The sequence below is a fragment of the Spirosoma utsteinense genome (genome assembly GCF_014282275.1).
GTDB classification, from domain to species: domain Bacteria; phylum Bacteroidota; class Bacteroidia; order Cytophagales; family Spirosomataceae; genus Spirosoma; species Spirosoma utsteinense.
Window position 1 is genome coordinate 79306 of record NZ_VFIA01000026.1, and the last position, 13809, is coordinate 93114.

Genomic DNA, 13809 nt, shown 5'->3' on the forward strand with positions numbered 1-13809 from the left:
CTACGCCGTTGGTTTTCCGTCATCGGCCGGTGTGCCGGGGGCCTCAACCGGCCGGGCGGTCGTCTGCAGTCGGGTGAGTTGGCGTCCTTGCTGGCGATTCCAGAACGGAATTTTCGACTGACCGATTCGTTGAGAGCCGTAGATGCCCCGATGGCCCGAACACAGGTAAGCCGTTACACAGGCCAGTGCCACATAGGGCCCGCAGGCGACACCGAACAATTCCATCGCCATCACGATGCAGGCCAGCGGGGTGTTGGCTGCCCCGGCAAATACGGCCACAAATCCCATTCCTGCCAGTAATGCTGTTGGTAGCGGTATCCAGTAAGACAGCGCGTTGCCCAGCGTGGCGCCAATAAAAAACAGGGGCGTCACCTCACCGCCTTTATAACCAGCCCCCAGGGTAAGGGCCGTAAACAGCAGTTTGAGCGCAAAATCATACGGGGCCAGCGGCTGTTCGAAAGCCGATACGATCACGGGCACACCGAGGCCAATATACCGGGTAGTGCCCAAGCCCCACACGGCTGCAGCCACCAAAGTACCCCCAATCAGCGGACGCAGGGGCGCAAAAGCTACCCGTGTTTTGAAGAACCGGCCAATGGCATGAGTCGTCTCGCCAAACAGAACGGCACAACCGCCAAAAATCGCCCCAGCAACCAGTGCGTATAAGGCATACGTTAGCGTAAGGGCTGGCACAGTCTCGATGTGATACTGCGTGTGGCCTACCTGCCACCACCGCGTCACATAATCGGCTCCGATGGCCGCCAGACAGGAGGGCAGGAGGGCTTCGTACGACAACCGGCCAATCAAAAATACCTCCAGGCCGAAGATGGCCCCGGCCAGTGGCGTACCAAATACCGACCCAAAGCCGGCGCTAATGCCCGCAATGATCACCAGACGCCGGTCGCGGGGCCGAAGCCGGAACAGGCGGGTCAGCTGATCGGCGATGGACCCGCCCATTTGCAGGGCTGTCCCCTCCCGCCCGGCTGACCCGCCAAACAAGTGGGTACCAATGGTGCCCAGCAACACCAGCGGAGCCATGCGAAACGGAATGATGGCCGCTGGCCGGTGAATGGTGTCGAGCAGCAGGTTATTCCCCGCTTCTACCGACTTACCCGCGTAGTGATACAGTAAACCGATCAGCAATCCGCCCAGCGGCAGCAGCGCAATGATCCAGCGATGACTCTCCCGCCAGTTGGTTGCCCAGTCCAGCGCAACGAGGAAGAAAGCCGATGCCGATCCGACAGCGATAGCGATCAGGCTGGACAGCAGCACCCACTTGACCAGGAAAAAGAAAACAGGCAGACGGCGGATGAGCGGTGTCAGGCGATTGGTACGGAGCAATGGGGAGCGTGGAGTAAGCATAGGGCCTGCGGCTACAAAGAATGGGTTGTAGTGTACAGGCGCCATCAGCCCCAACGGGGCGGTTCCGGGAAGACACCATTTCCAGTAGTATGCCCCAAAATTACGAAAGGACCCGCATCGATCAATACCCTCTGCCCTGAATCGATCCTTACTCGCTTTTAACGGTGCTGGCTCCGCTGACGCGCTGCCGGACCGCTGGTGTGCCCCGGTACCGGATGGTACTGGCCCCACTGGCGTTAACGACCAGCGAACTGCCCACACTGACGTTGGCTTTACTGGCCCCCGATGCCGTCACATCCGCTTCAGCAACCGGATATGAAAATGCCTGTAGAGACGACGCCCCCGACAGGTCGGCCGACAGGTACGCGCCATCTCCATTTACCTGTAGCACGGAAGCCCCTGAAAGTTGAACGGTCATACGGGAAGCGCCACCGGAGAACTGGCTTTTAGACGCACCCGACAGGTCGATGGCCAGGTTGCTGAGATCCGGGAAGCCGGTAATTGTCGACTGGCTGGCTCCCGAGAAAGCTACGCCCCGCAAGGTTGGCATCGTAATCAGAAAGGAGGTTTGGTGCTTCCGGCTGCGGTTAGTACGGTATTCGGCAAACAACGTGCCGTTGCGGGTATACACGTCGAGATCGTCCAGATTCCGACGGTCGCCTTCGGCCACGATGGCAAACGCCGGGCCGGACTGTACCGTTATTGAGAAAGCACTGCCCATGTCGAGCCGGTCGAAGCCCGCCAGCGCGTAGGTTTGTTGATCTGGCTGATAGGGGCCAACATCTTCCCGGATGCAGGCGCTCAGGCTCAGTAGCAGGACAATAATACAACTGATTTGGTAGCGTAGGATGCGTTTCATACTCTTGCTTTTAGCGTTAGTCATGGGACCAGGGCAGGCTATGAGCGGGTAATTACCCCAGCTAATTGTGCCTTGTCCTATTCATGACAGCCAGTTCGCGGTTTACCCCTACACGCTGCAAAAAAATACCGACTTGTTTCAGCTCCTGTTCGTTCTGTTCCCCAATTAGCCGGTTGACAGCCGGGATTGGCCTGCTTAGACAGCGACGGGGTCGGGGGTTTTGACCGCTATCATCGTAATGAGCGCGGCCAGCAATAAAGAACCGGCCATGAACACGTAAGAGGCCCCAAAACCGCCCGTCGAGCCGTTCAGGTAGCCAACGATGTAGGAGCCGGCGAACGAGCCCAGCGCGCCCAGGCTGTTGATCAGCGCCATAGCGCCCCCGGCCACATTTTTAGGCATCATCTCGGGAATGATGGCAAAGAAAGGTCCATAAGGCGCATACATGGCCCCTCCGGCAATGACCAGCAGGGTGAATGATAACCAGAAATTACTGGTGCCAATCAGGTACGAACCGTAGAAAGCCAACGCCCCAACCAGCAGAAAGGGCCAGACAAATAGTTTCCGGTTTAGGGTCTTGTCTGAGAAATGAGAGGCACTCAACATAGCGACGATGGCCAGCAGGTAAGGCACCGACGACAGCCAGCCGGTTTTTACAATGTTCATGTTGGGCGCAGCATTCAGAATGGACGGGAGCCACATAACGAAGCCGTACACACCAATACTCCATAAGGCATATTGAAGTCCCAGCAGAATGACCAGCCGGGACTTAAAAGCCTCGGCGTAATTTTTGACGGGTTTGATTCCCTGCTGTTCCTGATGGAGTCGGTTCTCCACGGCCTGCTTTTCGGCCTCCGTCAGCCAGTTGGCATCCCTGGGTTTGTCGGCAACGAGCCGCCACCAGAAGAAAGCCCAGATAATGGCGGGCAGCCCTTCCAGGATGAACATCCAGCGCCAGCCTACCGCTTTGATCAAGTAACCGGACAGTACCGACATCCAGAGGATGGTTGCCGGGTTACCGAGAATCAGAAATGTGTTGGCCCGCGACCGCTCGGCTTTGGTAAACCAGCGGCTCAGGAAAAGCAGCATCGAGGGCATGACCGCGCTCTCGACAACGCCAAGCATAAAGCGGATAGCGATCAAGGCGTTCACGTTGCTGACAACACCGGTTGCCACGGCCAGCCCACCCCAGAGAATCAACGACCAGAATATGAGTTTCTTGGCGCTTCGATTCTCGGCATAGATGGCCCCCGGCACCTGAAAAAAGAAGTAACCCAGAAAGAACAGCGAGCCCAGTAACGAGGTCATCGTGGGGGTGATCCGCAGATCGGTCGCCATACCACTGGCGGCCCCGAAGCCGAAGTTCGCCCGGTCCAGATAAGCCAGGCTATAGGTGACAAACGCAATTGGTATCAGCCGATACCACCGGGATTTGGCTAGTGTTTCCCCCATTGTTAACTTTCTTTTTGTTGTGTCCTCCCGCTACCTGCTGCGCGGGGTAATGAATGAGCCACTAGAGTCAACAGGGCTGGTGTCGATTATTCAAACTGAAACGCGATATAGGTACAGGTACCCTGACTACTGTTTTGAATCGCGTGGGGCACGTTGGCTTCCAGGAAAATCAGATCCCCGGCTTCTGCCCGCTGCAGTACCCCCCCGATCTGTTCGTGAGCGGTATTCTCGATCATGAACAGCAGTTCGGCGGCCCGGTGGGTATGGGGCAGATGACTCCATAAGCCCGGGTTAAGCGTTGTCACGTGCATCTCGGCCCGTTTGGTCATCACCGTAGCGCAATCGAACATTCGCCGGATACCACCCTTGTCATGGGGCGTATAGGGCACCTCGTTCCAGTCGACCCAGAAGGAGCCGCCCGCCAACCGGTACAGGTCTAAATCCGGCATGTCGTTGGAGGTGTACCGCATCAGGTAATAGGTAAGCGGTTCCTTCGATTTATTTTCCAGCCGGTGCGCGTCACCCGGCATGATCACCGCAACGCTGCCCGGCCCCAGGGTTTTTGTCTTCTCCCCAAGCGTAAGCGTCAGTTTGCCGGTCCTGATAATCAGCAATGTTTCCTCGTCGAGCTGTTGGGAAGACTGAGCGGGCTGATTGGCCGGGAGTGTTACCGCCTGAACGGTTAAGTTGGCTAAATCGGTCGTGGTGCCGTCCAGCAGGGTTCGTTCTTCATATCCGGTCTGCCTGACAACCGGCACCTGGCTCCAGGAGTATACTTTTGACGCAATACTCTGTCCGTAAGCGATCGGAACCGTTACCGTCAGTAACCAGAAAAGCAAAAGAGGTCTCATAGAAACGACAGAACGTTAGCAATGGAGCCCTAAACTACAACTAATTGCCGGAACCCATCAACCGCTGCCCTTCCTGCTAACTCGTAATCCGCTTCAGTTTAACGTTCTCCGCCGGTCGGATCACCAGCGGTACTTTCTCGATCTTCACTGAGCTGCTGTCCAGCCCGAACCAGCGAGCCTCAGGGGTGGTGAATTTTTTGACGGAGAAATAGACGTTCATGATAAAGCGCTCATAAATCGACAGGTCATTTTCGAAGGAAAGGAATTTTTCAAGCACCACAAAGCGAAAGTCGCCGATCACGTTTTGACGGTTCAGCGATTCGTAGCGGCTGGTGATATCCACTTCCTTGTTCCGCACCATGTCTTCAATCACTTTGCGGAAGAACAGGTTGATCCGCTGCTCTACCCGGAACCCCAGCCGGAACGTTACCTTATAGCAGTCGTCCGCTGCCAGCGTATTCACCTTGTACTCCATCGTATAGGGGTCATCGGTCGTATCGACGTGGACGAACCAGTAAATATCAGCACGTTTGGGCCGCTTTTGAAAAATGGAATAAATAATCTTGGATTCTATTTCAGACTGGCGACCTGCGTTGCTCATGAATACCAGGTGCGTGGCATATTTGGGCATACTGATGTCGCGGCTCAGCTCTTTGATGGCTTCCAGATACTGATCGATCCGGACGTACTCGGCCAGACGCAGCTTGATCTTGAAGGCCTGCAGCCAGATAAACATAACGCCGGCAATGATGAGTCCCATGAGCACGGATACCCAGCCGCCATGCGGAAATTTGATCAGGTTAGCGATCAGAAATGACCCTTCGAGCGATAGGTAAACCACAATAAACAAGAGCACCCACCACGGGCTATATCGATGGCTGTACAGAAAGTATGTCATAAGGAGTGTCGTCATCAGCATGGTCAGCGTAATGGCCAGGCCGTAGGCAGCTTCCATGTTTTTCGACTCCTGAAAGTACAGCACGACCCCTACGCAGCCCGCCCAGAGCAGTAAATTAACGCTGGGTACAAACAACTGACCTTTCTGCATCGACGGGTACCGGAGCTGGACTTTAGGCCAGAAGTTGAGTCGGATAGCCTCACTGATGAGTGTAAACGAGCCCGTGATGAGCGCCTGGCTGGCAATGACCGTTGCCGCCGTAGCGATACCGATACCAACCGTTAGAAACCAGTCTGGCATCAGTTCATAGAAGGGAATACGCTCGCCCAGCGTCTGGCCATCGATCGACAGCAGCCAGGCCCCCTGACCAAAGTAGTTCAGCAGCAGGCAGATCTTGACAAATACCCAGCTAACCCGGATGTTGGCCCGGCCGCAGTGGCCCATATCTGAATAGAGGGCTTCGGCACCGGTGGTACACAGAAAGACGGAGCCCAATAACCAGAAACCACCCGGATACTCCGTCAGCAGCCAGTAGGCATAGTACGGATTCAGCGCAGCCAGTACCGAAGGGGCCTGAATCAACTGCACCAGCCCCAATACGGCCAGCATACTGAACCAGACAAGCATGATGGGGCCGAAAGCCGTACCAACCGCACTCGTACCGAACGCCTGAACCAGAAACAGACCCGTCAGGATGGCGATGACAATAGGTACCGTGGGTATGTCGGGATAAACAAGCGCTAAGCCTTCGATAGCCGACGAGACCGATATCGGGGGGGTAATGATGCCGTCGGCCAGCAGGGCGCTCCCGCCAATGATGGCCGGTACGGTAAGCCAGCGGGCATGGCGTCGGATGAGGGCATACAACGCGAAAATTCCTCCTTCACCCCGGTTGTCGGCCCGCAGAATCAGGAAAACGTATTTAACAGAGGTCTGTAGGGTTAGCGTCCAGAAAACACAGGAAAGGGCCCCTTTGATGAGACTGGCCTCAACAACCCGGTCATCGATGATTGCTCTGAGTGTGTATAAGGGAGACGTGCCAATATCACCGTATATAATTCCTAAGGCTACTAACAGGCCAGCGGCCTTCACTGTATCAAGTTGTCGTTTATCTTCCATTGAAACGTTTCAATCCATCGGGTTCATCCATAACCCGACTCCACTCAAAGTTCAGGTAAAATTACCCCCTGACTTGATAGCCTGGTGCCACATTAAAATTTTTGATCATATCTTAATTTGACCAGGAAGCGATCAACTAGCCCATAATCAAACGCGTCTGTTCCTGGCCAACAGGCACCTGCTGTCTGGTCGATCTTAAGCAACGATGCACCCGCTCAGGACAAGCCTTAAGGGAGGCAATTCACTAAAGTTTCGATAGGACACTATTACCGTTACCCGCGAGTCGCTACCTTTGTCGCAGCCATTTCAATACTCGCTATATCGTTATGGTCAGGCCCGACCCAGGTGATGGTACACCTTCGTCGGGCCGTTTTATAACACATTGGGGCTATCGGTTAAGGAGTTACGATGGCAGCCGTGAGGCAAACCCGGCCTTTATTCAGTTGCTTTCAGAGGAAAATAGCGCGACATAGCTACCATGAATACGGCCATCAGCATAAAACCGGCTCCTGCGCCGAGTTGAAGCCACCAGCCATAGGGCAGTTGCTGAAGCCCTTTGATCAGATCGTCCATATTCTTGACCCAGTCCGGATCTTCTGACAAGGCTCCTTTGATCAGATACCAGCCGGAACCAGCCAGCGTGCCTGCTACCGTTAAAAAGCCGGCGAAACTACAAATCCGTAAAAAGCCTTTTGCTATGGGCCCAACGCCCTCAAGCTCCAGACTCTTGTAGACCTTGCCGGAGATACCCTTATACAGCTGCAAACCCGCCCACAGCAGGAAAAGAGAACCTACCAGGACAATCAGCCAGGAACCTCCGTCCAGCTGAAGCAGTCTGGCTACCCATATTTGTTTTTGGTTGTCGGGGCCGGTACGCTGGCCAGCCAGGAGTTTGGCGGCTGAGAATCCCAGGCTACCGTACGTGATAGCGCTGAGCAGGTAATTTAACCGGTAGAGCCATCCCATGAGGCCAAACCCTTTTTTATAGGGGTCATTCCAGGTTTCGAACAGCCGCCATACGGTATGTCCGGCCAGCGCCAGCACCATAAGCGCCAGCAGCAACTTACCCAGTAGATTACCCGTTAACTGCTCCAGAACTTCTTTCCGGCTGGGGTCCGCGTCATGTGCCCCAAATGCAAACTGAACCGTGAATACAGCTATGGTTCCGTAAAAAATGGCTTTGGCGATGTAGCTCCCTTTGGCCAGCCATTCCACACTCTGTAAAGATTTCTGCTTAACTGTCTCGCTAACGACCATATTTATCCATTACTACCTTGTCCCTGTGATGAAAGGGAGCGCAGCGCTTTCCGGAGATATAACGTCACGATAAGCTTCCGGTTTGTCAGGGGCAGCAGTTTACCGATAAAAGTGCGTTACCGGGCCAGACTACACGCATCCGGCTATATGTAATCGCGGATTCACAGCCAACGTTTATAAAAATCCAGTATGTCGGCCCGCATGACAGCTGTCTCTTCATGGCCTGTCTCATACATCCGTAATTGCCAGGCATCCGCCTTTCCGTCCTGTTCGTACTGCGTCCGGAGCTGCTGATCGATACGCGCCAGTCCAACAACCGGGGTCAATGGATCGAGCCGTCCCGCTACACTTAAATGAGCCCGGGGCGAAATGAGCGCATTGATCTGTGCCGTGGTAAAATGAGTCAGCAAGTCGGGCACGTAGTAGTACACGCCGTGTAAGCCCAGCCCCCGGGCCGCAATGAGCGCCTGATAATCGGTCAGGCAGCAGAGATCGACACACACCCTGATGCGCTCATCCAGCGCGGCTACCCACCAGGCCATAGTGCTGCCCATCGACATGCCCATCGTGGCCAGACGCCGGGAATCGACATCCGGCCGCGTGTGGAGGTAATCCAGCGCACGCAGGCTGTCATAGACCATCATACCCCACAGGACCTGGCCGTGCCAAAGCATGTACTTGAACGTGTCGACCTCTCCATTGGCCTGCCGCTGCCCGAAGCACCAGCTATCGATACACAGCCCCGCATAGCCCGCCCGGCCCAGCGCCAGCGCATACGGTGGCGCTTGCATCTCCGGTCGGCCCTGAACGAACTCTTCTTTCCCAACACCATACTGACCAAAGTGGGAGTGATTGAACAAGACAGTTGGGAAAGGGCCTGTTTGGTGGCGAGGTCGGGTGAAATAAGCCGGCACACGCTCCCGCCCATTGATATCCAGCAGCAGGGTTTCGATCACGAGTTCGTCGGTCTCCTGGCGGGATACGACGGCTACGGTCATAGGCCGGTCACGGGGCGGCAGTTTGCCTAATAGCGCATATAAGTGGTGACGCTGTTCTTGTTTGCTCATACCCAGGGCTTAGGTTCAATGACTTGTCTCGTCTACGAAAATCTTCCTGTACCATGTAGCCGACAGCTCTTAAACGGACTCGCCAGCTACCCCTTCGTTCGGTATAAAGACGGCCCCTGTCGGCCTGCCGACAGGGGGTATAGTAAACGCAGGGCAAGGTACTCTTTTAAAGGCGTTCCCTGTCAACTCCCTAACGCCTGCCCAACCATTATGCAACACACGATCAATCGTCGGGACTTTCTGAAACAAGGCAGTGTGGCAACCGCCAGCCTTGCCCTGTTCCCCAGCCTCAAACGCAGGGTGGCACCCAGCGACCGCGTCCGCGTTGCCCATATTGGCCTCAACGGCATGGGCACCAACCACCTGAACTGGTTCGCTAAACTACCGGAAGTAGAAATTGTGGGGTTGTGTGATGTAGATCAGACACATCTGAACAAAGCGTTGACGACGTTGCAGACGCTACAGCCCAATACGGTTGCAAAAACCTACGCTGACTTTCGCTACCTACTCGACCGCAACGATATCGATGCCATTACCTGCGCCACCCCGGACCACTGGCATGCCCAGATCGCCATCATGGCGTTTCAGGCGGGTAAGGATGTGTATGGCGAGAAACCCCTTTCCTACAGCGTACACGAAGGCCAGCAAATGCTGAAAACGCTCCATCGGTATGACCGCATCTTTCAGTTAGGCAACCAGATCCATGCGACCGACAATTACCACCGGGTGGTAGAGATTATCCAGTCAGGTGCCATTGGTAAGGTGAACACGGTACGGCTCTGGAAAACCGGCTTTCCGCCTGTGCTCGGCCCGGCAACGTACCAGACGCCCCCGGCAACCCTCAACTGGGACATGTGGCAGGGACCGGCGCCCGTCTCGCTCTACACGCCCGAGCGGTGCCATGTTAACTTCCGGTACTTTCTCGACTATTCGGGTGGCGTGTTTCAGGACTTCTGGTGCCACATCGCCGATATTGTCTGGTGGGCCATCAACCCGACAGGGCTCAAAACAATCCAGGCCAGGGGCGAAGCCCCGGAGGGGATTGCCAACGCGCCCAAATGGATTGATGTCGACTATGGCTTCGAGGGGCTGAATCTACACTGGACCAGCACCCCGCCGAACGTGCCGGGGGCTGACAAACGGCATATCGGCGCTTTTTTCGAAGGAGACAAAGGAACATTGCTTTGCGACTACGACTCCCGCGAAATCACCATCAACGGGGTTACAATGACGGATATTCCGGAAGTGCCCATTACCCTGGACCGATCACCCGGGCATCAGCAGAACTTCATCGACTCCGTCAAATCGCGCAAACAGCCCGAATCCAACCTGGCTTATGTTCGTCAGATGACGCTGCCGATGCACCTGGGACTCATCGCCTATCGGCTCGGCCAGCCCCTGGAGTGGAATGCCCGAAAGGAGAAATTTCGGCACAATGCAGAAGCCAACGCCCTGCTGTCGAGAGACTACCGCAAGGGATGGAATCTTCTTTGACCAACGGGTAAGGGCAACGGGCCTTTAGCGCCTTTTCTTCGCGACAAACTTGCCCGGGTAGGCCGGTTTGCTACCCATGCTGTCTTTCTTGTCGCTACCCAATAGCCGTTCGGCCAGGTCGGGGCGATTGAGTTTGGCGAGCCGGTTTCGAATCCAGTCCTTGTACTCAGGCTTGTACCAGAAGAAATAGCGGTTCTGTGCCAGCTTCTCGTCGCGCGTTTTGGCCGTCTTTACAGGTTTCAGCGTATACGGGTGGACGCCGGAGTAGTAGATGACCTCGGCTACCGTCATGGGTGTAGGCGTAAAATCCTGCACCTGTTCGAGCTGGAAGCCCAGGTCCTTGGTCTCGGCAGCCAGGTTAGCCATATCCTGCTCCTCACAGCCCGGATGCGACGAGATAAAGTACGGAATGAGTGGCTGCTTCAGGTTGTGTTTTTCCTGAATCTGGTCGTATTTCTTTTTGAATAACTTGAAATACTTGAACGAAGGCTTCCGCATGATCCGCAGCGTATCATCGGCGGTGTGCTCGGGAGCGACCTTCAGGCGACCCGACACGTGGCGCGTCACCAGCTGCTCCATGTACTCGTCGTGGTTGCCGTCGCCGTTGTTCTTGTTAAAATCATCGACCAGCAAATCGTACCGAACCCCTGAGCCGACGAATGCTTTTTTGATCTTCGGGTTGGCGTCGACCTTACGGTACAACTCCGTCATGGGCTTGTGGGAGGTGTCGAGGTTGGAACAGATGACCGGATGGATACAGCTCGGACTCTGGCAACGGGCGCAGATCGACTCGTCTTTGCCTTTCATCTTATACATATTGGCCGACGGTCCACCCAAATCCGAAATGTAGCCCTTGAATTCGGGGTGTTTCGTAATCTCATCGACTTCTTTCAACACCGACTTTTCGCTCCGGGAAGCGATGAACTTACCCTGGTGGGCCGAAATGGTGCAGAAGCTACACCCGCCAAAACAGCCCCGGTGCATATTGACCGAGAACTTGATCATGTCGTAAGCCGGAATGGGGCCCCGCTTTTTGTATTTCGGGTGCGGCATCCGGGTATAAGGCAGGTCGAACGATTTATCGATTTCGGCTTCTTCCATCGTCTTGAACGGTGGATTGATCACCAGTACCTGATCGCCTACCTGCTGCGTAATACGGTTGGCCTGCCACTTATTGGACTCAACTTCAACAATCTTGAAGTTAGCCGCATATTTGATCTTGTCGGTCAGACAGGTTTCGTGGCTTGCCAGTTCAACGGTATTCCAGTTGTTATATTCGCGCAGTTCGGTAGTGGCGTCGTGCATGAACGCCACCTGATTGATATTGCGCATCGACGAGAAAGGAACGCCCTTCTGCGCCAGTTTCAAAATCTCACGCAGGGGTTGTTCGCCCATGCCATACACCAGCATGTCAGCACCGGCATCGACCAGGACAGACGGTAGTAGTTTGTCCTGCCAGTAGTCGTAATGCGTTACCCGGCGCAACGACGCTTCGATACCGCCCAGCAACACCGGCACATCGGGATATATCTGCTTCAGAATATTGGAATAGACAATTGTTGCATAATCGGGCCGAAACCCTGCTTCGCCACCCGGTGTGTAGGAGTCGTTGGAACGCAGGCGTTTATTGGCCGTATAGTGATTGACCATCGAGTCCATACAACCGGCGGTAACGCCAAAGAAGTATTTGGGCTTCCCAAACTTTTTGAAATCGCGCAGATCGTCTTTCCAGTTTGGCTGAGCAATGATGGCTACCCGAAACCCCTCACTCTCCATGATACGGCCAATCACAGCAGTTCCAAAGGCTGGATGGTCTACATAGGCGTCCCCGGATACGAGAATGATATCAATTTCATCCCAGCCTCTCTTTTCGACTTCTTTCATCGTCAGAGGCAACCAGTCTGTGAGGGGTCTTTCAATCATGAGTGTGTGCAATTATCTGTCTGGGAAACATCGAATTTACGAAAAAATTCAATCCGAACGCTACGAGATAGTATGTTCCTGACTTTCGGGTAGTCCCGCTGCCTGACTGACCCCTGCTATAGCTGCCGTCTGCCACCGTTCCAGACCCTTTCATTTCTTACTGGGTTCAGTGTATATACGTGTCTCCTCCTATCTCCCTCTCGTCCGGAAGCCAGATGAAACCAGCGATGAATTACCGTTGAAGGGATCGGTAATTGTCCGTTGCAAGGGGAACAATCAATTTTAAGGCGAAGGCCTAAAAAAAAAATCAACAAGTTCGACAAGCTGAACTGGTTGATAGCCACGTGTAATGAAGTTACTAGTATACCATTTCTATATACTCTATAGTTGTAAAAAAATCCTAAGCACTATTTGCTACTTAGTACTAGTTTATAGTACTACAAAAATTTATCATATATGAATGAATGATAGACTAGAGTGACCAATTAGATTTCATGTAGTTATCAGATACATAAGGGCCCTTTAGATAAATTGGCTCCCACATATAGTCAGATAATCAATTATTTGTCCCGTTATTTAATGCAGCTTTAATTTACAAATCACCCTCAAATCTGATCAGCTATGACTACTAACAATGTAATGATTGATGAGAAGCGTCTTGATAAAACAGCCTATGTATTAAAGGCAGTAGCGCATCCGCTTCGCATCAAAATCATTCAAATGCTAAACGAGAATACGGAGCTGAATGTATCATCCATTTACAAGAACTTGAATGCTGAACAATCGCTCATCTCTCATCATCTAATAAATATGCGGGATAAAGGTATTCTCGATATCAGGCGTAGTGGTAAGAATATTTATTACTTTTTAGTGGATGATGCGGTGGCGAACATCATTCAGTGTATCGATAAAAGTCGCCTATTGAATTAGTCCCTAACGAATAATTTCTGTACTACGATGAAACAATTGCGCTACAAATGTCAGGTTAGTACCCAGAAAACCCTTAGTGTATAGTTCCACATTGAAATCAAGAATTGACCTTTATTCTATCCAAGCCTTTATTCTTCAACAGAAAGGGTGCTATCTGCTTGTTGGCGCGTCCCAATCAACAGATAGCACCCCTTTTCAATTACAATATGTTGATTTACAGACTATTACAAAATAAAATCACAGCGATACGAATGATTTTTAGCGTGCTGTCTGTAGCTACTCAGGAAAAAGCCAGCAGTTCGATTGGCGAGCCGTGCTCCCTGCTAAATACTTTCGAGTGTACGCATATGTATCTATGCTACCTTTCTTCGTTTATACTTACTTACGATGCCTACAGGATTGCCCGTAAAATAGGCATGATTGGCATTAACGTCTTTTCTGTTTACTTAATCATTCGTGACGGACTCTGATAGTGAAGGAATTCATTATATTAGACTTGTTGTGATGGTGACTATGAGCTAGTTAACTAAATAGAAGTTCCATAAACCCGCGCAGATTCCTATCGCTGATTCGTACAATGTGACCTTGTGGGTTCGT

At 53.2% G+C, this 13809-nt stretch carries 10 protein-coding genes and 1 riboswitch; of the genes, 2 read left to right on the plus strand and 8 right to left on the minus strand.

Annotated features, from left to right (window positions below; translation table 11 throughout):
• From FH603_RS19115 to FH603_RS19145, 7 genes are all read right to left on the minus strand, one after another.
• Positions 1-1362: a voltage-gated chloride channel family protein gene (locus FH603_RS19115; RefSeq protein WP_186739298.1), complete on the minus strand. Its 1362-nt coding sequence runs from the start codon at positions 1360-1362 to the stop codon at positions 1-3.
• A gap of 28 nt (positions 1363-1390) precedes the next feature.
• Positions 1391-1454, minus strand: a riboswitch (Fluoride riboswitch).
• Between the two features lie 56 nt (positions 1455-1510).
• Positions 1511-2221, minus strand: a complete 711-nt coding sequence (locus FH603_RS19120; RefSeq protein ID WP_186739299.1) for a GIN domain-containing protein — start codon at positions 2219-2221, stop codon at positions 1511-1513.
• Positions 2222-2416: 195 nt separating this feature from the next.
• Positions 2417-3673, minus strand: coding sequence for an MFS transporter (locus FH603_RS19125; RefSeq protein WP_186739300.1), 1257 nt, complete (start codon positions 3671-3673; stop codon positions 2417-2419).
• A gap of 86 nt (positions 3674-3759) precedes the next feature.
• Positions 3760-4524, minus strand: coding sequence for a cupin domain-containing protein (locus FH603_RS19130; RefSeq protein WP_186739301.1), 765 nt, complete (start codon positions 4522-4524; stop codon positions 3760-3762).
• 76 nt (positions 4525-4600) lie between these two features.
• Positions 4601-6541 (minus strand): KUP/HAK/KT family potassium transporter, encoded by a 1941-nt coding sequence (locus FH603_RS19135; protein WP_186739302.1) that lies wholly within the window; start codon positions 6539-6541, stop codon positions 4601-4603.
• Between the two features lie 435 nt (positions 6542-6976).
• Positions 6977-7798: a DUF1206 domain-containing protein gene (locus FH603_RS19140; RefSeq protein WP_186739303.1), complete on the minus strand. Its 822-nt coding sequence runs from the start codon at positions 7796-7798 to the stop codon at positions 6977-6979.
• A 161-nt stretch (positions 7799-7959) separates the two neighbouring features.
• A complete protein-coding gene (locus FH603_RS19145; RefSeq protein WP_186739304.1) occupies positions 7960-8865 on the minus strand; it encodes an acetylxylan esterase in 906 nt (301 codons plus the stop codon).
• 210 nt (positions 8866-9075) lie between these two features.
• Here FH603_RS19145 and FH603_RS19150 point away from each other — a divergent pair, with 210 nt between their 5' ends.
• Positions 9076-10359 carry a Gfo/Idh/MocA family protein gene (locus tag FH603_RS19150; RefSeq protein WP_186739305.1) on the plus strand — a complete coding sequence of 428 codons (1284 nt, stop codon included), beginning with the start codon at positions 9076-9078 and terminating at the stop codon, positions 10357-10359.
• Between the two features lie 24 nt (positions 10360-10383).
• Here the strand turns inward: FH603_RS19150 and FH603_RS19155 are convergent, their stop codons facing one another.
• Positions 10384-12282 carry a YgiQ family radical SAM protein gene (locus FH603_RS19155; RefSeq protein WP_186739306.1) on the minus strand — a complete coding sequence of 633 codons (1899 nt, stop codon included), beginning with the start codon at positions 12280-12282 and terminating at the stop codon, positions 10384-10386.
• Between the two features lie 621 nt (positions 12283-12903).
• Between FH603_RS19155 and FH603_RS19160 the strand changes: the two genes are divergently transcribed.
• The gene (locus FH603_RS19160) at positions 12904-13212 is read left to right on the plus strand and encodes an ArsR/SmtB family transcription factor (RefSeq protein ID WP_186739307.1); all 309 of its coding nucleotides are present in this window, start codon (positions 12904-12906) and stop codon (positions 13210-13212) included.
• The last annotated feature ends 597 nt before the right edge of the window (positions 13213-13809 follow it).

Excerpts from the sequence above, each read along its gene's own strand:
- FH603_RS19155 (WP_186739306.1), bottom strand. The coding sequence starts at position 12,282 with ATGATTGAAAGACCCCTCACAGACTGGTTGCCTCTGACGATGAAAGAA.
- FH603_RS19145 (WP_186739304.1), bottom strand. The coding sequence starts at position 8,865 with ATGAGCAAACAAGAACAGCGTCACCACTTATATGCGCTATTAGGCAAA.
- FH603_RS19115 (WP_186739298.1), bottom strand. The coding sequence starts at position 1,362 with ATGCTTACTCCACGCTCCCCATTGCTCCGTACCAATCGCCTGACACCG.
- FH603_RS19160 (WP_186739307.1), top strand. The coding sequence starts at position 12,904 with ATGACTACTAACAATGTAATGATTGATGAGAAGCGTCTTGATAAAACA.
- FH603_RS19150 (WP_186739305.1), top strand. The coding sequence starts at position 9,076 with ATGCAACACACGATCAATCGTCGGGACTTTCTGAAACAAGGCAGTGTG.
- FH603_RS19130 (WP_186739301.1), bottom strand. The coding sequence starts at position 4,524 with ATGAGACCTCTTTTGCTTTTCTGGTTACTGACGGTAACGGTTCCGATC.
- FH603_RS19125 (WP_186739300.1), bottom strand. The coding sequence starts at position 3,673 with ATGGGGGAAACACTAGCCAAATCCCGGTGGTATCGGCTGATACCAATT.
- FH603_RS19135 (WP_186739302.1), bottom strand. The coding sequence starts at position 6,541 with ATGGAAGATAAACGACAACTTGATACAGTGAAGGCCGCTGGCCTGTTA.
- FH603_RS19140 (WP_186739303.1), bottom strand. The coding sequence starts at position 7,798 with ATGGTCGTTAGCGAGACAGTTAAGCAGAAATCTTTACAGAGTGTGGAA.
- FH603_RS19120 (WP_186739299.1), bottom strand. The coding sequence starts at position 2,221 with ATGAAACGCATCCTACGCTACCAAATCAGTTGTATTATTGTCCTGCTA.